The organism is Agromyces indicus, from assembly GCF_031432295.1.
In the GTDB taxonomy this organism is placed as follows: domain Bacteria; phylum Actinomycetota; class Actinomycetes; order Actinomycetales; family Microbacteriaceae; genus Agromyces; species Agromyces indicus.
This window is the reverse complement of record NZ_JAVKGS010000003.1, coordinates 114,534-135,595: the sequence shown is the minus strand read 5'-3', so window position 1 is coordinate 135,595 and position 21,062 is coordinate 114,534. Positions and strand designations below refer to the sequence as shown.

General features: G+C 72.9%; 17 protein-coding genes. 13 read left to right on the top strand and 4 right to left on the bottom strand.

Annotation, left to right across the window (positions count from 1 at the left end):
* Positions 1-49 precede the first annotated feature (49 nt).
* Entirely contained in the window at positions 50-3,652 is a 3,603-nt protein-coding gene (locus tag RH861_RS10415) for a DUF3376 domain-containing protein (protein ID WP_310520930.1), read from the bottom strand.
* A gap of 266 nt (positions 3,653-3,918) precedes the next feature.
* Between RH861_RS10415 and RH861_RS10410 the strand changes: the two genes are divergently transcribed.
* Both RH861_RS10410 and RH861_RS10405 read left to right on the top strand, forming a co-directional pair.
* Positions 3,919-4,557, top strand: a complete 639-nt coding sequence (locus RH861_RS10410) for a response regulator transcription factor (protein ID WP_231878484.1) — start codon at positions 3,919-3,921, stop codon at positions 4,555-4,557.
* Positions 4,558-4,574: 17 nt separating this feature from the next.
* Complete coding sequence (locus tag RH861_RS10405) at positions 4,575-6,479, top strand: sensor histidine kinase (RefSeq protein ID WP_310520929.1); 1,905 nt, start codon at positions 4,575-4,577, stop codon at positions 6,477-6,479.
* A 36-nt stretch (positions 6,480-6,515) separates the two neighbouring features.
* Here the strand turns inward: RH861_RS10405 and RH861_RS10400 are convergent, their stop codons facing one another.
* Both RH861_RS10400 and RH861_RS10395 read right to left on the bottom strand, forming a co-directional pair.
* A complete protein-coding gene (locus RH861_RS10400; protein WP_310520928.1) occupies positions 6,516-6,830 on the bottom strand; it encodes an MGMT family protein in 315 nt (104 codons plus the stop codon).
* A gap of 22 nt (positions 6,831-6,852) precedes the next feature.
* Entirely contained in the window at positions 6,853-7,311 is a 459-nt protein-coding gene (locus RH861_RS10395; protein ID WP_067945069.1) for a GNAT family N-acetyltransferase, read from the bottom strand.
* Between the two features lie 172 nt (positions 7,312-7,483).
* Between RH861_RS10395 and RH861_RS10390 the strand changes: the two genes are divergently transcribed.
* The 9 genes from RH861_RS10390 to nagB all read left to right on the top strand — a co-directional run bounded on the left by RH861_RS10390 (position 7,484) and on the right by nagB (position 18,647).
* Entirely contained in the window at positions 7,484-8,701 is a 1,218-nt protein-coding gene (locus RH861_RS10390) for an NADP-dependent isocitrate dehydrogenase (RefSeq protein ID WP_067945071.1), read from the top strand.
* 109 nt (positions 8,702-8,810) lie between these two features.
* Positions 8,811-10,688 carry a heavy metal translocating P-type ATPase gene (locus RH861_RS10385; protein ID WP_310520927.1) on the top strand — a complete coding sequence of 626 codons (1,878 nt, stop codon included), beginning with the start codon at positions 8,811-8,813 and terminating at the stop codon, positions 10,686-10,688.
* Positions 10,689-10,834: 146 nt separating this feature from the next.
* The gene (locus RH861_RS10380; protein ID WP_067945107.1) at positions 10,835-11,968 is read left to right on the top strand and encodes an ROK family transcriptional regulator; all 1,134 of its coding nucleotides are present in this window, start codon (positions 10,835-10,837) and stop codon (positions 11,966-11,968) included.
* Between the two features lie 69 nt (positions 11,969-12,037).
* Positions 12,038-13,303 (top strand): extracellular solute-binding protein, encoded by a 1,266-nt coding sequence (locus tag RH861_RS10375; RefSeq protein WP_310520926.1) that lies wholly within the window; start codon positions 12,038-12,040, stop codon positions 13,301-13,303.
* A 149-nt stretch (positions 13,304-13,452) separates the two neighbouring features.
* Entirely contained in the window at positions 13,453-14,448 is a 996-nt protein-coding gene (locus RH861_RS10370; RefSeq protein ID WP_310520925.1) for a carbohydrate ABC transporter permease, read from the top strand.
* Positions 14,445-15,362, top strand: a complete 918-nt coding sequence (locus RH861_RS10365; RefSeq protein WP_374760976.1) for a carbohydrate ABC transporter permease — start codon at positions 14,445-14,447, stop codon at positions 15,360-15,362. Before RH861_RS10370 ends, RH861_RS10365 begins: the two co-directional genes overlap by 4 nt.
* A gap of 5 nt (positions 15,363-15,367) precedes the next feature.
* On the top strand, positions 15,368-16,894 hold the full coding sequence (locus RH861_RS10360) for a glycoside hydrolase family 3 protein (protein WP_310520924.1): 1,527 nt from the start codon (positions 15,368-15,370) through the stop codon (positions 16,892-16,894).
* Complete coding sequence (locus tag RH861_RS10355) at positions 16,891-17,877, top strand: ROK family protein (RefSeq protein WP_310520923.1); 987 nt, start codon at positions 16,891-16,893, stop codon at positions 17,875-17,877. Before RH861_RS10360 ends, RH861_RS10355 begins: the two co-directional genes overlap by 4 nt.
* Complete coding sequence (nagB, locus tag RH861_RS10350; RefSeq protein WP_310520922.1) at positions 17,862-18,647, top strand: glucosamine-6-phosphate deaminase; 786 nt, start codon at positions 17,862-17,864, stop codon at positions 18,645-18,647. Before RH861_RS10355 ends, nagB begins: the two co-directional genes overlap by 16 nt.
* A 91-nt stretch (positions 18,648-18,738) precedes the next feature.
* Here nagB and RH861_RS10345 read toward each other — a convergent pair whose 3' ends face one another.
* Positions 18,739-19,380 carry a TetR/AcrR family transcriptional regulator gene (locus tag RH861_RS10345; RefSeq protein WP_310520921.1) on the bottom strand — a complete coding sequence of 214 codons (642 nt, stop codon included), beginning with the start codon at positions 19,378-19,380 and terminating at the stop codon, positions 18,739-18,741.
* A gap of 48 nt (positions 19,381-19,428) precedes the next feature.
* Between RH861_RS10345 and RH861_RS10340 the strand changes: the two genes are divergently transcribed.
* Positions 19,429-20,637 carry a hypothetical protein gene (locus RH861_RS10340; RefSeq protein ID WP_310520920.1) on the top strand — a complete coding sequence of 403 codons (1,209 nt, stop codon included), beginning with the start codon at positions 19,429-19,431 and terminating at the stop codon, positions 20,635-20,637.
* Positions 20,638-20,693: 56 nt separating this feature from the next.
* Positions 20,694-21,053, top strand: a complete 360-nt coding sequence (locus tag RH861_RS10335) for a YrdB family protein (protein WP_231878485.1) — start codon at positions 20,694-20,696, stop codon at positions 21,051-21,053.
* Positions 21,054-21,062 lie beyond the last annotated feature (9 nt).

The window sequence follows — 21,062 nt, the reverse complement described above, 5'->3', positions numbered from 1 at the left end:
TCGGATGCGTCGGGGGGACCCCTGAGATCGCCGGCTGCGGCGGGGCGGGCTACGTGAGCGACGCCCGCTGGACCCGGTCCTCGACGGGCGGCGTCTCGCGGACGAGCTCCGGCATCCACCACACGACGCCCGCCCAGGCGAGGACGAACACGCCCGCCGCGATGGTGTCGGCGAGCAGTTCGACGCCGCCGCCCGTCGCATACTCGCTGGCGAGCCAGGACGCCAGCGCCGCCACCGCGACGGCGACCACGGTCACCGACGCCCAGTTCACGCCTCGGGTGGCCGCGATCTCCCTCCGGTTCCGGCCGATCCGGAGCCAGCCCACCGTCAGCGTGAGCGTCGCGGCGATCGCGGCGACGCTCAGGACGAGCAGGTTCCAGCGCTCGTCGGGCGCGAGCCACTCCGGGAGCGTGTCGGCGAGGTCGAGCACGTACTGGGTGAGGGGCAGCACTCCGCCGAGCAGCCCGAACACGACGACCATCGCGATCGTCCGGCGGTCGCGTCCCGGGATCGCGCTGCGGCGCGCCGAACCCGCGAGACGCCGGGCGACGGCGCCGAGCACCGCCGTCACGCCGACGCAGAGGACGATGAGGAGGAGGTTGCCCTGCAGCAGCGCGATCACGAGCGGGACCACGCTCGCGGTGGCGACCCCCGCCATCACGAGCGCCCGGCGGCGCGCCATGACGCGCGCCGTCTCGGCCTCGTCGCCGAGCGGACCGCCGAGTGCCGCGGCGATCGCACGCCAACGGCGCTGCACTGCCGTCACCGCGGCCCAGATCGAGACCACGGCGACCACGGTGACGGCCGCCACGACGATCACCCAGCCGACCGAGGGGGGCGTGATCTCCGACCACGTCAGCGGCCACGCGGCGGCCGCCACGAATCCGGCGAGCAGGGCCAGGCGCGGCGGATCGACGACCGCCGGCACGGCGACGAGGAGCGGCCGCAGCAGCGTCAGCACGGTCTGGGCCAGGACGCGCCCGGCCGTGCTCCCCGGCTGCACGAGCACGCGCACGAGCAGGCGCACGGTGCGCGACGCGATCGCGAAGCGGTACGCCGGCGCGAGGTTGAGGACGGTGTCGGTGCCCGCGCGGAGGCGGGTGCGCCGGGCTCGGGCGTCATCGCCCGGCGATCCGGCGTCGGGCGACACCGGCTCGAGCGGTGACAGCCTCGTGGGCTCGGCGACCGCCCCGGCGACGGACGCGACGGCGGGGGCGGCGGCGGCGTCCGACGCGTCCGCCTCGCGCCGCTCCTCGCGGTCGGCCTCGTCGGCCTGAGCGAGCACGGCGTCCTGCAGCAGTCGCACCGCGGCATCCGTTCGCACCGTCTCGGGCTTCAGCGACGCGAAGAACCGCGCGATGCCGGCCGAGGCGTCGAGGCGCCCCCACCACCAGTCGTTGATCCGCCACTCGCGCGCGAGGAACCCGAAGAAGTTGCCGAACCCGTACCCGGCGAGCTTGGTCTGCCGGTCGACGACGGGATGCTCGGCCGCCGCACGGACCTCGGCGGCGACCTGCGCGACGGGACGGCCCGCGGCGCGCACGCCCCGGCCGAGGACGCCGACCCGCCGCTCGGCGACGAGCGTCGCGAAGCCGCCCGGATCGGCCGGCTCCTCGTCGACCCCGATCGCCCAGTAGCGCACGTGCGACAGCGCGGCCGGGATGCCGGCGGAGTGGTAGAGCGGCGGCAGGTCCACGGCCGACAGGGTCGTCGACGCGAGCGGACGCCACGCCGACGCGACCCATGCGGGCGAGAGCGTGCGCTTGCCTGCCCGCGCCTCCGCCTCGACGCCGAGGCTCGCGATCCGCAGGAGCGCCACCGCGGTGTCGAGCTCCTTCCACTGCGCGGCGGTGTCGGCGACCCGGCCGGATGCGAGCCAGACGTCGATCCACCGGTCGATCTCGGCGGCGTCGGGCGTGGTCCCGCGCACCGCCGTCCGCTCCGTCGCCTCGAGGACCCGCGCGGTGCGCTCGTCGCGCAGGCCGATGGCCTCGGTCAGGGCCGTGTACGCCTTCGTGCGCACAGCTTCCAGCTGGAGCGCCTGGCGCCCGCCCTCCCGCTCCGGCATGGTCTCGAGCGCGCGCGCCCACCCGAGCACGCAGTTGGCGGCGTCGGCCAGGGCGAGGGGCGACTTGGCGACCTTGGCCGTGTCGGCGACGCCGAGCGTCGAGAACCGGCGCCGCAGTGCGGGGCCGAGCGCGGCGAGTCGCCCGCGCGGGATGGGTCGGTACCGGCGACGGGTGGGCAGCGACGACCCCAGCTGCCACAGGCTCGGCGTCGAGATCGTCGTCGACAGGTGGTCGGCCAGGTCGGCGCCGAGCGCCTGCACGTACGCCGCCTGGCGCTCCTGCACGGCGGCGGGGGTCCACTCGGCCGATGCGATCAGCGGGGCGGCCCCGTCGAGCCGGGCGGCGGCGACGAGCCGTTCGGCGTTGAACCGCTCGAGTTCGGCGACCTCCCGCGCGACCGATTCGCTCCGCATCTGCTTGGTGAACATGGCGCGCAGCGCGCGGAAGAACCGCGAGGCGTCGGCGTCCCATTCGGTCGCGCCGCCGACCGGTGGGTCGGGCTCGGGATCGAGGAACACCATCACCCGGTCGGCGCGCCGTTCGGACGCGCGCGACCGCGCGGAGCGCAGGGCGCGCTCGATCGGCACGTTGTCGAACACGGCACCGTCGACGATGCGGTACGGCGTGCCCGGCTGGTCGCGGTGCGCCGCGAACGCGAAGCGCATGCCCCGCGCGGTGGCATCGTCGGGGTCGCCGGCAGCGCCGCCCCACGAGTCGATCTCCGCGGGCTCGAAGCCGCCCGCCAGCGACGACGTCGACCGTGCCGCGAGCGCGAGCCGCGAGAGGCTCGCCTCGTCGTCGTCGAGCTGCGTCTCGTCCACACCGTCGTGCTTGTCGGGGATGCGGTTGTCGAGGAGGTGCCCGGGGGTGCCCACGAACCGGAAGTGCCCGCGGCCCTCGTTGGCGTCCTCCTCGTACTCGTCGTCCGCGTCGATCAGGGTCGCCGAGAGGTCGACGCTCGTGTACGGGGCGACGAGGTCCGGGTGCCGCTCCTCGGAGTGGTAGAAGTCCTTCAGCGTCTTCAGCACCTCCGGCCGGAAGTAGCCTTCGCCCTGCATGAGCGCGACGACGCCGCGCGCGCCCGGCGGATGCAGGAGCTGCCAGAACCCGCCCACCTCGCCCCAGGTGTTGAGGAGCCGGTCGAGTCCCGTGCCGGCCCGCTGCGCCACCGCGTAGACGACCGCGTTGAGCCCGCCGGCGCTCGCGCCGGCGAGCAGGTCGAACTCGACGCGGTCGTATCCCGCGGCGTCGAGCAGTTCGGCGTACGCCTGCAGGCGGGCCAGCACCGGCGGGGTGAGCGGACGGCCCTTCGCCTCCGGCACGAACGCGATCGTCTCGCCGTCGCGGTCGTAGAGGCGGATGCGACGGAGCAGGTCGAGTTCGGCGACGGCGCCGCCGATCCACACGGCGAGGCTGACGCCGCCGCGCATCGCGAGGGCGACGCGCATGGTCCGGTTGAACGAGGGCACCGCGCCGAGGTGCTCGGTCGTCTTGAGGAGGTCCTTGATCCGCTTGTCGGCCTCCACGACGACGAGCTTCACCGGACGTTCGGACTCGGTGACGGCGGAACGGTTCGGGACCATCGTGCTCCTCGGGTTCGGGCGCGGGGTGGCGCCGGGTTCGCCGGGCGGCGGGGAGGGTACCCGGCGATCCCAGCGTGGCACGAGCGTCACGCGCGCCGCACGTCTCCGGCCGTCCTCCGTGCGACTTGCCCCCAGAACGGGGACCGCGCGGGGCGCCGTCCGCACGCGGTAGCCTCACGATGGGCGGCGCATCGACGTCGACGGCTGTCGCACGCCTTCGAACGGGAGGTGGAATGGAGCAGTCCGGAGCGGATCGAACCCTTCGCGTGGCGATCGCGGATGACGCGTTGCTCCTGCGCGAGGGCATCGCGAAGGTGCTCCAGGGCGGCGGCATCGAGGTGGTCGCCTCCGTCGGCACCGCCGACGAGCTCCTCGCCGTGCTCGACGGCGACGACCTCGACGCCGCGATCCTCGACATCCGCATGCCGCCCACGCACCGCGACGAGGGCATCGTCGCGCTCGAGCGCATCCGCGAACGCGGCGACGACCTCGGCGTGCTGCTGCTGTCGATGTACGCGACGCCCGAGTACGCGCTGCGCGTCATGGGCGCCGGCAGCGGCACCGGGTACCTGCTGAAGGAGCGCGTGTCCGAGCCGCAGACACTCGTGCGCGCCGTCGAGACCGTCGCGTCGGGCGGCTCGGTCGTCGACCCCGAGGTGGTCGAGCAGCTCGTGCGCCGCACGCGAGCCGACGACCCCCTCGCCCGGCTCACCGAGCGGGAGCGCTCGGTCCTCGAGCTCATGGCCCAGGGCTACTCCAACGGGGGGATCGCCCAGACCCTGTTCCTCGGCCTCAAGACGGTCGAGACCCACGTCCGCAGCATCCTGCAGAAGCTCGATCTCGAGGAGTCGCCGGAGCACCACCGCCGCGTGCTCGCGGTGCTCACGCTCCTCGGCGAACGCTAGGGGGTGAGGCGCCCGTGATGGCGCACGGAGACCGCCGACGGGTCCTTCGCCGGACCGCGATCATCGCGGCCGCGGTCGCGTTCAGCCTGTGGATGGAGATCGCCGGGTTCATGGCCGCCCCGGCGGCCGAGCAGCGCGAGGTCGCGTACGTGACGCTGCACGCGACGGTGCCGCTCGTGTTCGCCGCGTGCGCGGCCGTGGCGTGGGCCATCGGCCCGAACGCGGTGCCGGCCCGGCTCATGATCGCGTTCGTCGTCCTGTGGATCCCGCAGGCGATCTTCCACATCATCGGCGGCATCGGATGGCTCTGGCCGATCGTGCGCGGCATCGACCTCGTCTGGGCCGTCATCTCGGGGCTGCTCGTGCTGGTGTACCCGCGCGGCTGGCTCGCCGACCGGTTCGACCGGACGATCGCGACCATCGCGGTCGTGGCCTCCGTCGTGAACCTCGCCGCGGTGCTCGCGCTCGCCGGGCCGGACGCCGCTCCCTGCAACCCGTGCGCGCCGAACGCCTACCGCATCGCCGATGCGCCGGTGCTGTTCGCGATCCTGGACTACGGCTACCGCGTCGTCGGCGTCGGACTCGCGCTCGTGATCGCCGGACGCCTGCTCGTGCGGTGGATCCGCGGCAGCGTGCCGGCGCGCGCCGTCGCGTTCCTCATGCCGGTCTCGCTGCTGGCCTGGGCGCTCGCGATCGCCGTGCAGGCCACCGGGTACATCACCTCCACCTCGACCGGCATGGTCATCGACACGGTGGCGCTGCTGGCCATGGCGGCCGTGCCGGTCACGTTCGTCGCCGGCATCGCGCACACCCGCAACATGCGCGCCCGCGTCGCCGACCTCATGCGCATCACCCGCGAGGGCGCCGACCGCGGCCTGTGGGCGGAGTCGCTCGCGCGCACGCTGCGCGACGACAGCGTGCGCGTCTACTGGTGGGACGAGGAGCGCGGACGGTACGTCGACGCGGCCGGCCGCCTCATCGACTCGCAGGAGGCCGGTCGCGGCCACAGCATCCTGCCGGTCGCCTCGCCGTCGGGCCTCCCGATCGCGCTGATCCGCCACGACCGGGTGCTCACCGACAACATGCGGCTGCTCGACGGGGTGTCGAGCGCGTTGCGGCTCTCGGTCGACAACGGCCGGCTGCGCTCGGACCTCGAACGCACCCTCGAGCAGGTCCGCCAGTCGCGCCAGCGCATCGTCGAGGCGGGCGACGAGGCGCGGCGGCGCATCGAGCGCGACCTGCACGACGGCGCGCAGCAGCAGCTCGTGTCGCTCGGGATGAACCTCCGCCTCGCGGCCAACACCGCGCGCTCGGCCGGGCAGCACGAACTGGCGTCCGAGCTCGAGGACGCCATCGCGACGCTGAACCAGGGCCTGAAGGAGCTCCGCGAGCTCGCCCACGGCATCCACCCGAGCCTCCTCTCGCAGGGCGGGCTCGCGCTCGCCGTGCCGGAGCTCGCCGGACGATGCCCCGTGCCGGTCGAGGTCGACGTGCAGGCCGACGGGCGACTGCCCGAACTCGTGGAGTCGACCGCGTACTTCGCCATCGCCGAGTCGCTCGCCAACGTGGCGAAGCACTCGCAGGCGACCCGCGCCTGGGTGCGCGCCCACGTCGAGGGCGAGACGGTCGCGATCGAGATCCGCGACAACGGCGTCGGCGGCGCATCCCTCGACGCGGGCACGGGCGTGCTCGGCATCGCGGACCGCATCGAGGCCGTCGGCGGCGAGCTCGAGCTCGTGAGCCCGCCCGGGTCGGGTACCACGGTGACGGTGCGGATGCCGCTGCACCCGCCCACCACGGACGCGCACGCCGCATCGGGCGCCGCGCTGCTCGTCGCCGCGGAGGCGTCCGATCCGGCGCCCGGCGCACCCGGTGCGGCGGGAGTGCCGGCCGGGGGAGTGAGCACGCCGCTCGACGTCTAGCGTCGCGCCGGGGCGCCCGGGGCGCGTCGGGGCGGCTCAGCCGTTCCAGCGGCAGACGGCGAGGTCGATGCGGTAGCCGTCCTCGTCGTCGACCGGTCGGAGCGGGACGCCCTCGGCCTCGTAGTGCGGTCGGGCGACGTCGCCCTTGCCCGCGGGCGGGCGGCCTCCGGCGCGGATCACCCGCCACCACGGCACGGAACCGCCGTACCTGGCCATGACCTGTCCGACGGCCCGCGCCCCGCGCGAGCCGAGCGTCGCGGCGACGTCGCCGTACGTCATGACCCGGCCGGGCGGGATGTCGCCGACCACGGCGAGCACGGCCTCGACGAATCCCTCGCCGGTGCGCGGCATCCGTGGACCCGACCCGCGCCGGTCAGCTCGCGAGCTGGAGCGACCCGATGATGTCGCCGTACTGGGTCTCGCCCACGTCGCGGAAGCCGATGCGGTGGAAGAACTCGCCCGGTCCCTCCTCGCCCGGCTCCCACAGCACGGTGATGTGGTCGAAGCCGCGGCGCTTGGCCTCCTCGGCCAGCGCGTGCGCGAGGAAGCGCCCGACGCCCTTGCCCTGCGCCTCGGCGTCGACGTTGATCCGCCAGATGCAGGCGCGGAACTCCTCGTGCTCGTTCTCGGGGTCGAAGTTGCCGTGGATGAAACCGACGACCTTGTCGCCGTTCAGCGCGACGCGCTGCCACGCGGTGGCGGGGTTGACGACCGCGGTCTCGGCGGCATAGGTCACGGGGGCGATGAACTGCTCCTGCCCGGGCTTCAGCGACAGGTTGTTCGCGGCCACCACGTTCGTCGCGTTCAGTTCTTCGAGTCGCAGTTCAGCCATGCAACGCAGCCTAACGGAGCCGTCGTTCCCCCGGGTAGCCGCGATGAGGCCGGCGGATGTCTCGATGTCGAGATATCCCGGCGAGGCGGTAAGCTTTCAGGCGGCGTGTCGGACACCCCCGAGACTTCCTCGCTTCCCAAGCAATCCCACGAGATCCCAAGGAGACCGCCCCTTGTCGAAGATCAAGGTCGAAGGCACCGTCGTCGAACTCGACGGCGACGAGATGACCCGCATCATCTGGCAGGCCATCAAGGACCAGCTCATCCACCCGTACCTCGACGTGAACCTCGAGTACTACGACCTCTCCATCCAGAAGCGCGACGAGACCGACGACCAGATCACGGTCGACGCGGCGAACGCGATCAAGAAGCACGGCGTCGGCGTCAAGTGCGCGACGATCACGCCCGACGAGGCGCGCGTCGAGGAGTTCGGCCTGAAGAAGATGTGGCGGTCGCCGAACGGCACCATCCGCAACATCCTCGGCGGCGTGATCTTCCGCGAGCCGATCATCATCTCGAACATCCCGCGGCTGGTGCCCGGCTGGAACAAGCCGATCATCGTCGGCCGCCACGCGTTCGGCGACCAGTACCGCGCCACCGACTTCAAGTTCGACGGCCCCGGCACGCTCACCATGACCTTCACCCCGCAGGACGGCTCGGAGCCGCAGCAGTTCGAGGTCTTCCAGGCGCCCGGCTCGGGCGTCGCGATGGGCATGTACAACCTCGACGAGTCGATCCGCGACTTCGCGCGCGCCTCGCTGAACTACGGCCTGGCCCGCAACTACCCGGTGTACCTCTCGACGAAGAACACCATCCTCAAGGCGTACGACGGCCGCTTCAAGGACATCTTCCAGGAGGTGTTCGACAGCGAGTTCAAGCAGAAGTTCGACGAGGCCGGCATCACCTACGAGCACCGCCTCATCGACGACATGGTCGCGGCGTCGCTCAAGTGGGAGGGCGGCTACGTCTGGGCCTGCAAGAACTACGACGGCGACGTGCAGTCCGACACCGTCGCGCAGGGCTTCGGCTCCCTCGGCCTCATGACCTCGGTGCTCACCACGCCCGACGGCCGGATCGTCGAGGCCGAGGCGGCGCACGGCACGGTCACGCGCCACTACCGCCAGCACCAGCAGGGCAAGCCGACCTCGACGAACCCGATCGCCTCGATCTTCGCCTGGACGCGCGGCCTCGCGCACCGCGGCAAGCTCGACGGCAACCAGGAGCTCATCGACTTCTCGCGCACCCTCGAGGAGGTCGTCATCGAGACCGTCGAGTCCGGCGCGATGACCAAGGACCTCGCCCTCCTCGTCGGTCCCGAGCAGGAGTACCAGACGACCGAGCAGTTCCTCGACACGATCGACGCGAACCTCAAGGCGCGAATCGCCGCCTGAGCCCCGCGCTCATCGAAGGGGTCGGATGCCGCGGCATCCGGCCCCTTCGCCGTTGCAGGCGCGACTGCCCGGCCCTCGCGCGTCATCGGGATCGGCGAGGATGGAGGGCATGGCCAGCGGCATCCGCCTCGTTCGTCGCTACCCGGTCGTCGCGCTCACCGTCGCGATCGGGCTCGTCGGCGCGGTGCTCGCGCTCGCCGGGGCGGGCTGGCTGGTCGCCTGGATCTTCACCGGCTACGCGCTCGCGATCGCGGCGTGGCAGGCCGTCGGCATGGTCCGCGACCTGCTCCGCGGCCACTGGGGCCTCGACGTGCTCGCGGTCACGGCGATCATCGCGACGGTCGTGGTGGGGGAGTACGTCGCCGCCCTCATCGTCGTGCTCATGCTCACGGGCGGCGAGGCGCTCGAGGACTACGCGGGCCGCCGCGCCAAGCGCGAGCTCGACGCGCTGCTCGCGCGGGCCCCGCAGCGCGCGCACCGGGTCGTCGACGACCACTTCGTCGACGTGCCCATCGACGAGGTGCGCCCGGGGGACGTGCTGCTCGTGCGCCCGAGCGAGATCGTGCCGGTCGACGGCACGCTGCGCTCGGCCGAGACCGCGGTCGACGAGTCCTCGATCACGGGCGAGAGCCTGCCCGTCGAGAAGCGGGCCGGCGACGACCTGCTGAGCGGGTCGGTCAACGGGCACGTCGCCGTGCAGATGACCGCGACCGCCCGTGCCGCCGACAGCCAATACCAGCAGATCGTGGCGCTCGTCGCCGAGGCTGCCGCGAGCAAGGCCCCGGTGGTGCGCCTGGCCGACCGCTACGCGGTGCCGTTCACGGCGTTCTCCCTGCTCCTCGCGGGCGTCGCCTGGTGGGTGTCGGGCGACCCGGTGCGCTTCGCCGAGGTGCTCGTGCTCGCGACGCCCTGCCCGCTGCTCATCGCCGCCCCCGTGGCGTTCATGGGCGGGATGAGCCGCGCGGCCCGGAACGGCGTGATCGTCAAGGGCGGGGGCGTGCTCGAGCAGTTGGCGCGCGCTCGCACGGCCGTGTTCGACAAGACCGGCACCCTGACGCACGGGTCGCCCGAGCTCGTCGCCGTGCGACCCGAGGCGGGCTTCGACGCCGACGAGCTGCTCGCCCTCGTCGCGTCGGCCGAGCAGTACTCGTCGCACGTGCTCGCGGCCTCGATGATCGATGCGGCGACCGAACGCGGGCTCCGCCTGTCCGAAGCGGATGCCGCACGCGAGGCGGCGACGAACGGCGTGGTCGCCCGCATCCGGGGGCGCGAGGTCGTGGTCGGCAAGTTCGCGTTCGTGCTCGAGCACGCGCCGGAGGCGCGGCGCACGCCCATCGCGCCGGGCGAGCTCGCCGTGTACGTGGCCGTCGACGGTCGGTACGCCGGCGCGCTGCTCGCGCGCGACCGGCTCCGCGACGACGCACGGGAGACCCTGGCCAGGCTCGAGGCGCTCGGGGTGACCCACACGATGATGCTGACCGGTGACGCGCAGGCGACCGCCGACCACATCGCGGCCGAACTCGGCATCGAGCGCGTCCGGGCGGAGTGCCTGCCGGCCGACAAGGTCCAGGAGGTCGCCGCGATCACCGACCGGCCCGTGATCATGGTCGGCGACGGCGTGAACGACGCCCCGGTGCTGGCGGCGGCCGACGTCGGCATCGCGATGGGGGCGCGGGGCGCGACGGCGGCGAGCGAGTCCGCCGATGCCGTGATCCTCGTCGACGACGTCTCGCGGACGGCGAAGGCCGTCGAGATCGGGCGCGACACCGTGCGCATCGCCCTGCAGAGCATCTGGCTCGGCATCGTGGTGAGCGTGGGCCTGATGCTCGTCGCGGCGTTCGGCTACATCCCGGCGACCGCGGGCGCCCTGCTGCAGGAGTTCGTCGACCTCGCGGCGATCCTCGCGGCGCTCCGGGCCATCGGCGGCCGTCGCGATGCGGCGGCGGCGGTCGCGGCGCGCGCCCGGGTCGGCGCGGCCGCCCGCTGACACCCGCGCCTGCGGGAACGAGGTCACGGACGGATAACGACCTCTTGCGCCGAGTTTGTTCGTAAGGTTTACTAACAAACGTGACCGCAACGGAGACCACCCCGGCCCAGCCGCCCCAGGCGCCCGCCACGAGCGCGACGGCTCCGCTGTTCGCGGGCCGAGCGCTCCGGGCGTCCGGCAAGGTGCTCCCCGAGCACGCCCGCAGCCACAACCGCTCGCTCGTGCTCCAGACGCTGTACACGCAGGGTGCGCAGAGCCGGGCCGACGTCGCGCGCGAGACTCGCCTCACCCGCGTCACGGTCTCCGACCTCGTCGCCGAGCTCATCGCCGAGGGACTCGTCGTCGAGCTGGGCCAGCGCGAAGACGCCCGCCCGGGCAAGCCCGCGACCCTCATCGACGTCGACCGGGCCGGATTCCACGTGGTCGCCCTCGACCTCTCCGAGCACACCCGCTTCCGCGGCGCCGTGCTCGACCTCGACGGCGGCATCGTCGCCCGCGCCGAGGTCGCGCTCGACGGCGCGACCGGCGAGCGCGCGGTCGAGCTCATCGTCGAACTGCTCGACGGGCTCCTCGCCCTCACGACCGCGCGCGTCCTCGGCATCGGCGTCGGCTCGCCCGGTGTCGTCGAGCCGAACGGCGTCGTCCGCTCCGCGCCGAACCTCGGCTGGACCGACCTGCCGCTGCAGGAGCGGCTGACCGCCGCCTTCCACCTGCCCGTGCACGTCGCCAACGACGCCAACGTCGCCGTGCTCGCCGAGCACGCGACCGCGCCCGGCGACCTCATCCTCGTGAAGGTGGGCCACGGTGTCGGCGCCGGCCTCATCGTCGGCGGCCGCCCCGTGCTCGGCGCCGGCTCCGCCGCGGGCGAGATCGGCCACGTCGTCGTCGGCACCGACGGCGGGCCGCGCTGCGCGTGCGGCAAGCACGGATGCCTCGAGTCGTGGCTCGCCGTGCCCCGGCTCACCGCCGAGCTCGAACGGCTCGGCACGACGGATGCCGCGGCATCCGCTCGCGAAGAGACCCTGCGGGAGGCCGGCCGACGTCTCGGCATCGTGCTCGCCCCCGTCGTCGGTGCGCTGAACCTCTCCGAGGTCGTGCTCAGCGGACCGACGGAACTGCTTGACGGACCGTTGCTCGAGGCGGCCGTCGAGACGCTCCGGAACCGGACCATGGCGGAACACCACCGCGATCTGAGGCTCCGGATGACGGCGCACGGGCAGGACATCGTCCTGCGCGGCGCGGCCGTCATGGTCCTGTCCGGGCAGCTCGGGGTCTCGTAGAGGCCCACCCCGCACCACGGGTGGACGCACCCCGCCCCACCCCATGTCCCATCGAAAGGAACCCCAGCAATGAGGAAACTCGGCATCGCGGCGCTCGGCGCCGCTGCTGCGCTCACCCTCGCCGGCTGCGCCACGACCGGAAGCGACGTCGCCTCCGACGAGGGCGCCGAGATCCGCGTCTGGCTCGTCGGCACCGACACGCCCGACGCCGCGCGCGACTACCTGGTCGAGACGTTCGAGGAGGAGCACCCCGGCTCCACGCTGGTCATCGAGGAGCAGTCGTGGGACGGCCTGGTCGACCGCCTGACCACGAGCCTGTCCGGCTCCGACAGCCCCGACATCGTCGAGGTCGGCAACACCCAGGCCGCGGCGTTCACCTCGGCAGGCGCGTTCCTCGACCTCACCGAGCACTACGACGAGCTCGGCGGCGACGACCTCCTGCCCGGCTTCGTCGAGGCCGGCTCGTTCGACGGGAAGTTCTACGCCGCACCGCTCTACTCCGGTTCGCGGCTCGTGTTCTACAAGAAGGACGCCCTCGAGGCGGCCGGCCTCTCGGTGCCCGGCGACCTCGACGCGTACATCGCCAACGGCGAGGCGCTCGCCGAGGCGAACCCGGGCAAGTCGGGCATCTGGTGGCCCGGCCAGGACTGGTACAACGCCCTGCCCTACATCTGGGAGAACGGCGGCGAGGTCGCAGTCCCGGACGGCGACGAGTGGGATGCGCAGCTCTCCAGCGACGAGTCGGTCGCGGGACTCGAGCAGGTGCAGCAGGTCATGACCAACGCCTCGCTCGCGCCGAAGGACGGCAACGAGACCAACCCGCAGGTCGGCTACTGCGACGGCACCACCCTGCAGCTGTCGGCCCCGAGCTGGGTCAAGTGGTCGATCCTCGCGCCGGCCGACGCCGAGACCCCGGGCTGCCCCGAGGAGGAGGCCAACCTCGGCGTCTACGCCCTGCCGGGCAAGGACGGCGGCGCCGCCCAGGTCTTCGCGGGCGGCTCGAACATCGGCATCTCGGCGAAGTCGAAGCACCCGGAGCTCGCGCTCGACGCGATGAAGATCATCCTGTCCGACGAGTTCCAGACCATCTACGGCGAGAACGGCCTCGTTCCGGCCAAGCTCTCGCTCGCCGACACCCTCGGCACCGACGAGGTCGCGCAGGCCATCGCGGCGGCCGCGGGCAACGCCAAGCTCACCCCGGCGTCGCCGAAGTGGGCCGACGTGGAGGCCGCCGGCATCCTGCAGGACCTCTTCGTCAAGATCGCACAGGGCGGCGACGTCCAGGCGCTCGCCGAGGAGGCCGACCAGAAGATCGAGGACATCCTCAACGGCTGATCCCGTCCCGACCGGGTGCGGCCGCGCAGCATGGCCGCGCGACCGCACCCGTCCTCCAGGCCCCGGGCCGGCAGCCGCCCACACACGCTGCCGGCCCGGAACCATGAGCGGGCCCCGCCCGCGGCATCCGTCGACTGCAGGAGAACCCCATGACCACCACCGACAGCGGCCCGCCCCCGGTCGTCAGCTCGGTCGACGGCGAACGGCTCGTCGCGCCGCAGCCCGCGCCCCGGCGATCGCCCCGGCGTCGTCGGCCCACGGGCGGACTCACCCCGTACGCCCTCCTCGTGCCGGCCTCGATCGTGCTCGCCGCGATCGTCGGCTGGCCCCTCGTCCAGCTGCTCGTCACGTCGATGCAGGAGTTCGGCCGGGCGCAGGTCTTCGGCGCCCCGCCCGAGTGGGTGTGGTTCGACAACTACGTGTCGGTCCTCACCGATCCCGCCTTCTACGCCGTGCTCGGCCGCAGCCTCGTGTTCGCCGCGGCGTGCGTCGTCATCACGATGCTGCTCGGCACCCTCATCGCCCTGCTCCTGCAGCGGCTGCCGAAGGGCTTCCGCCTGCTGCTCTCGCTCGGGCTGCTGCTCGCGTGGGCGATGCCGCCGCTGTCGGCGACGATCGTGTGGGGCTGGATGTTCGACACCGACTACGGCGTCGTCAACTCCGTGCTGGTGAACGCGTTCGGCCTCGAGCAGTACACGCAGCACTCGTGGCTCATCGAGCCCCTGAGCTTCTTCCTCGTCGCGGGCGTCATCATCGTCTGGGGCGCGGTGCCGTTCGTCGCGTTCGCCCTCTACGCCGGGCTCACGCAGGTGCCCGACGAGGTGCTCGAAGCCGCGCAGCTCGACGGGGCGGGCGGGTTCAGCCGTTTTCGGCTCATCGTGTTCCCGTACCTCAAGCCGATCTTCCTCATCACGACGATTCTGCAGATCATCTGGGACCTGAAGGTGTTCACCCAGATCTTCGCGCTGCAGGACATCGGCGGCATCCGCGAGCAGACGAACACGCTCGGCGTGTACATCTACCAGGTGTCGATCGCCGGCGGCGACTTCGGCACCGGCGGCGCGATCGCCGTCATCACCGCGATCATCCTCATGTCCATCTCGCTCTACTACGTGCGTCAGACCGTCAAGGAGGAGGAGCTGTGAGCGCCCTCGTCGCACCCGGGACGCAGCCGGCCGCGTCCGGCCGCCCCGCCGGTCGGGCCGCCGCGCCCCGGCGCCGCCGCATCCGCCCGTCGACCATCGGCTGGAGCGCCCTCTCGGTCGTGCTCTTCGCGCTGTTCGCGTTCCCCGTCTACTGGATGGTGAACACGTCGTTCCAGCCGAACAACGAGATCCGCGGCGCCGACATCCACTTCTGGCCCGACAACTTCACGCTGCGCAACTACGCGACGGTGCTCTTCGACCCGGGTCGCACGCCGTTCGCCCCCGCCGCCCTGAACTCGCTCATCGTGACGCTCACGACCGTCGCGGTCGCGCTGATCTTCGCGTTCCTCGCGGCCCTCGCGGTCACCCGCTTCCGGTTCAAGAGCCGCCGGACGTTCATCATCGTGATCCTCGTCGTGCAGATGATCCCCGGCGAGGCGATGATCGTCTCGATCTTCCGCGTCATCGACGGATGGCAGCTGCTGAACACCCTCATCGGCCTCACGATCGTGTACGTCGCCACGGTGCTGCCGTTCACGATCTGGACCCTGCGGGGTTTCGTGAACGGCGTCCCCGCCGAGCTCGAGGAAGCTGCGATGATCGACGGATGCTCTCGTTCCGGCGCCTTCTGGCGGGTCACGTTCCCGCTGCTCGCCCCGGGCCTCGTGGCGACGGGCGTGTTCGGCTTCATCCAGGCGTGGAACGAGTTCGTGATCGCGCTCGTGCTGAACGCGAGACCCGAGATGATGACCCTGCCGGTGTGGCTGCGCACCTTCCTCGTCGCCAACGGCACCACGAACTGGGCGGCGATCATGGCGGGCTCGACGCTCATGGCGATCCCCGTGATCGTGTTCTTCCTGATCGTGCAGGGACGCATGACGAGCGGCCTCGTGAGCGGGGCGGTGAAGGGGTGAGCACCATGACGACGGATGCCGCGATCGGCGACCTGCGCCGCGACATCCTGACCACGCTGCTGCCCGGGTTCACGGGGCCGAGGGCGCCCGAGTGGCTGCTCGGCCTGCTCGCCGAAGGGCTCGGGGGAGTGTGCCTGTTCGCCACGAACGTGCGCACGCCCGGCCGGCTCCGCCAGCTGACGGCGAGCCTGCGCGGCGCGAACCCGAACGCCGTCGTCGCCATCGACGAGGAGGGCGGCGACGTCACCCGGCTCTTCGCCGACCGTGGTGCGCCGTACCCGGGCAACGCCGTGCTCGGCCGCATCGACGACGAGTCGCTGACGCGCGAGATCGGCCGCGCCGTGGGCGCCGCCCTCGTCGAGGTCGGGTGCACCATGACGTTCGCGCCCGACGCCGACATCAACTCGAATCCGCTGAACCCGGTGATCGGCGTTCGCAGCTTCGGTGCGACGCCGGGCCTCGTCGCCCGGCACACCGCCGCGTGGATCGAGGGCGTGCAGTCGACGGGCATCGCCGCGAGCGCCAAGCACTTCCCGGGTCATGGCGACACCGCGACCGACTCGCACCTGGCGCTGCCCGTCGTCGACCTGCCGCTCGAGCGGCTCCGCGAGCGCGAGCTGGCACCGTTCCGCGCGGCGATCGCGGCCGGCACGCGCACGATCATGACCTCCCACATCCTGCTGCCGCAGCTCGACGCGGAGCAGCCCGCCACCCTGTCTCCCCGCATCCTGCACGGCCTGCTCCGCGGGGAGCTGGGCTTCGAGGGCGTCATCGTCTCCGACGCGCTCGACATGGCCGGGGCGAGCGGCGTGCACGGCATCCCCGAGGCGGCCGTGCGCGCACTCGCCGCCGGCTGCGACCTCCTGTGCATCGGCACGGGCAACACCGCCGACCAGCTCGCCGAGATCGTCGCGGCGATCGAGGACGCGATCGAGGCGGGCCGCCTGCCGGCCGAACGGGTGACGGATGCCGCGGCCCGCGTCCGGGCGCTCGCACCGGCGCCCGACGCCGAGGCAGAAGCCGACACGAGCGCCGCCCTGCCCGCCGACCTCGGCGCCCGCATCGCGTCGTCGTTCCACGAGGCGCCCGGCGCCCTCGAGCGCCTCGCGGGTGCGGGGCGCCTCGGCACCGTCGTGCGCATCGACACGGCGGCGAACATCGCCGTGGGCGAGGTGCCGTGGGGGCCGTTCGCCCTCGTCGCCGCTCCCGACCCGAGCCGCCCGGCGCCGGCTTGGCTGACGGATGCCGCGATCGTGCCGGTCGACGCGTCGACGCCGCTCGCCGACCCGACCGGCCTCGCCGGGCCCGTGCTCGTCGTGGGCAAGGACCTGCACCGCCATCCGTTCGCCGTCGACGCGATCGAGCGCCTGCGCGCGGTGCGCGACGACGTGGTGACCGCCGACCTGGGCTGGCCGAGCGACGACCTCGCGCTCGCCGACGTCGCGACGTTCGGTGCGTCGCGGTCGGTCGCCGAGGCGTTCGCCGAGCGCATCGACGGTGCCCTGCGCACGACGCCGGCGGAGGCCTCGTGAGGCTCGGCATCGACATCGGCGGCACGAAGACCGCGGCCGTCGCGATCGGCGACGACGGCGCCCTCAGCGACCAGGTGCGCATGCCCACGGGGTTCGGCGCCGATGCGGTCGTCGAGACGGCGCTGCGCACGGTCGAGCGGATGTCGCAGCTCGCGGGCGTCGACGCGCACGCGTTCCGCTCCATCGGCATCGGCATCCCCGGCTCGGTCGACAGCGCGACGGGCCGCGTCGCGCACGCCGTCAACCTGGGCCTCGAGGGCCTCGACCTGGGCCCGCGCCTGGCCGACCGCCTCGGCGTCGACGTGCGCGTCGAGAACGACGTGAACGCCGCCGCGCTCGGCGCCCACCACCTGCTGGGCCTCGCCGACGGGCAGCGGGCGCACTCGATGGCCTACCTCAACCTCGGCACCGGGCTCGCCGCGGGCATCGTCCTCGACGGGCACCTGCTCCGCGGCCGCCGCGGCGTCGCGGGCGAGATCGGTCACATCCCCGTCGACCCGGCCGGCGCGGCCTGCCCGTGCGGCCAGCGCGGCTGCCTCGAGACCGTCGCGTCGGGGTCCGCGCTCGCCGCGATGTGGCCGAGCGAGCACAAGCATCCGAGCCTCGAGCTCTTCGACCGGGCCGACGCCCGCGACGCCGCCGCGGTCGCCGTGCGCGACCGGTTCCTCACCGGCGTCGCATCGGCGGTGCGGCTGCTCGCGCTCACGACCGACGTCGACGACATCGTCATCGGCGGCGGGCTCGCCGCGCTCGGCGACCGCCTGCTCGTGGGCACGCGGCGCGTGCTCGCCGACTGGACGGCCTCGTCGCCGTTCCTCGCCTCGCTCGACCTCGCGTCCCGCGTGCGGGTCATCCCGCGCGGCTTCCCCGCCGCGGCCGTCGGCGCCGCACTCGTCGGCGACGAGCCGGCGCCATCCGGCGGAGCCGAAGCGCTCCGCACGCCCGCGATCCAGGAGGAGGTGCCCGCATGGCCGAGGTCGTGATCGTCGGTTCGGAGGAGGAGGCGGGCGAGCTCGCGGCATCCGCGCTCGTCGACCTCGTGCGCTCGCGACCCGACGCGGTGCTGGGGCTCGCGACCGGGTCGACGCCCCTGTCGACCTATCGGGCGCTCGCGCGGCGCCTGCGCGACGACGGCCTCGACGTGTCGCGCGTGCGCGGGTTCGCGCTCGACGAGTACGTGGGACTGCCGCCCGGGCACCCCGAGTCGTACCGCGCGGTCATCACGCGCGAGGTGGTGGAGCCGCTCGGCCTCACGCCGTCGCTCGTGCACGTGCCGAACGGCGACCCCGAGACGATCCGCACGGCGGCCGACGACTACGAACGCGCGATCGCCGACGCCGGCGGCGTCGACCTGCAGATCCTCGGCATCGGCCGGACCGGGCACATCGGGTTCAACGAGCCCGGCTCCTCACTCGCCTCGCCCACGCGCGTGAAGACGCTCACCGAGCAGACCCGCGCCGACAACGCGCGCTTCTTCGACTCGCCCGACGACGTGCCCGTGCACTGCATCACCCAGGGCATCGGCACGATCCTCCGGGCGCGGCACCTCGTGCTGCTCGCGTTCGGGGCGGCGAAGGCGCGCGCGCTCGCCGACGCGGTCGAGGGCCCGGTCTCGGCGAGCCGGCCCGGCTCGGCCATCCAGCTGCACCCGCACGCGACCGTGATCGTCGACGAGGCCGCCGCCGCCGAACTCGAGCACGCCGACTACTACCGGCACGCGTGGGCGAACAAGCCCGACTGGCAGGGCATCTGACGAGTACGTCGGATGACGGATGCCGGGCCCACCGGAGCCGCCGCCCGGAAGGTCGCCCGGATCCCCGGGCGGCGCACCGGCCGGATGCGGGCTAACGGGGGATCAGGGCGCTGACGGTGGCGAGGTAGGCCTCCTCGTCGAAGTCGGCGAGGATCGCCCGCTGCACCATGAAGCCGGGCGCGAGACCCATGAGCACCGGGACGACGCGCCGCGCGTAGGCCTCCGGCTCCGCGCCGGCGATGTCGGGGTGCGCCGCAGCCCACTCGGCCACGAGGCCGCGGAGCATCTGCCGCGCGGGCGCGAGGAACCGGTGCACCATCTCGCGCAGCGACGGATCGATCGCCGCCTCGGCCCACACCTGGAGGAAGAGGTTCGGCGTGATCACCTCCTGGCGCATGCCGTCGATGAGGGCGGCCATGATCTCGCCGGGTGCGAGCGGGCCGTGCTCGGCCCGGAGTTCCTCGAGCTCGACCGTGCGTGCGGACAGGACGTGCTGCGCGGCCGCCACGAAGAGCTCCTCCTTGCTGGCGTAGTGGCCGTAGATCGCACCGGCGGACAGCCCGGACGCGGCGATGATGTCGGCCATCGAGGTGCCGCGGAAGCCCTTCTCGGCGAAGCACCGCAGCGCCGCATCGGCGATCTCGGTGCGCCTGGCCTCGCGGTAGGCCTCCGTCACCTTCGGCATCGCGTCCCTTCCCTCGATGCGGATCATCCGCTTGACGATCCTACGCATTCGAGAGCATTATAAAGAACGAACATTCGTTTTAGTTACGGAGTCGTCATGGAATCGAACACCGCACCTCACGCAGTGACCTCCTTCGCCCGGGCGATCGGCATCGGTGGGGCACTCGCGCTCGTCGTCGGGCTGATCGTCCTGGCCTTCGCGTGGCCCTCCGTCGCCGCCGAGCCGAAGGACCTTCCCGTCGCGATCGCCGGGACCGACGCGGCGGTCGACCAGGTCCAGAGCCGCGTCGCGGAGCAGTCCGACGGCGCCGTCGAGTTCGAACGGGTCGACGACCGCGACGCGGCGGTCGATGCGATCGAACGCCGCAACGCGTACGGAGCGGTCGTCCTCGGCGAGACGCCGACCGACGCTCCCGAGGTGCTCGTCGCCTCGGCCGCGAGCCCGGTCGTCGCCCAGACGCTGCGCGGCGTCGCCGCCGAACTCCAGCAGGGCATCGACGCACGACTGCGCGAGGAGCTTCCGAGCCGTATCCAAGAGGCGCTGCAGCAGGCGGTTGCCGCGGCGCTGCAGGCCGCGCAGGCCCAGGCGTCCGGCCAGGCACCCGCGGCCCCTCCCGCAGCACCTGCGCCGCCGGAGCTGCCCGAAGTCACCGTCGCCGTGACCGACGTCGTGCCGCTCGCCGACACCGACCCGCGCGGCACGGGCCTCACCGCGGCGATGTTCCCGATCGTCATCGGCGGCATGCTCGGCGGCATCGCGATCTCATTCGCCGTCATCGGCGCCGTCCGCCGGATGACGGCCGTGCTCGTGTACGCCGTCGGTGCGGGGCTGCTGCTCACCGGCATCCTGCAGGGATGGTTCGGCGCGCTGCAGGGCGACTTCTGGGTGAACAGCGCCGCCATCGCTCTCGCGCTCACGGCGATCGCCGCGCCGATCACCGGGTTCGTCGCGCTCCTCGGTCGGGCCGGCATCGCGCTCGGCGCGCTCACCTTCCTGCTCGTGGCGAACCCGATCTCGGCGGCCGCGATCCCGGTCGAGTTCCTGCCGGCGCCGTGGGGTGCGATCGGCCAGTGGTTCCCGCCGGGCGCCGCAGCCACGCTGCTGCGGGACCTGTCGTACTTCCCGGCGGCCGACGCGACGTTCCCCTGGCTCGTCCTCTGGGCCTGGGCGGTCGGCGGCCTCGCGCTCACGCTCGTCGGGCACTTCCGCACCGCGGGCGGCGCCGAGACCGATGCCGAGGCGTCGCACGCCGATGACGGGCCCGCCGTGTCCGACGTCCCGCGGATGCCGACGCCGGTCGGCTGAGGGGGTCACGGTGACGGATGCCGCGGCATCCGTCACCGCGGTTAGGCTTGAACCTCGTGAACGACGCCACGCCCGACACGCCCCAGGTGGGCTTCAACGACCTGCTGCGGTTCCTGCTCGAGGTCTTCGCGATCGTGACCCTCGGCATCTTCGGGTTCGTCGCGTTCGAGCTGCCGTGGCCGGGCGTGCTGCTCGGCATCGGCCTGCCGCTCGCCGCGATCCTGCTGTGGGCCCTGTTCCGGTCGCCGAAGGCCGTGTTCCGCGTCGACCCGTTCGTGAAGGCGCTCGTGGAGATCGCCGTGTTCTCGAGCGCGGCGATCGCGTGGTGGGTCATGGGCCAGCCGGTGATCGCGGTCGTGTTCGCGGTGGTCGCCGCGGTCAGCGGCGTCATCAACGGCCGCCGCGAGTTCCGCTGAACCGACGGC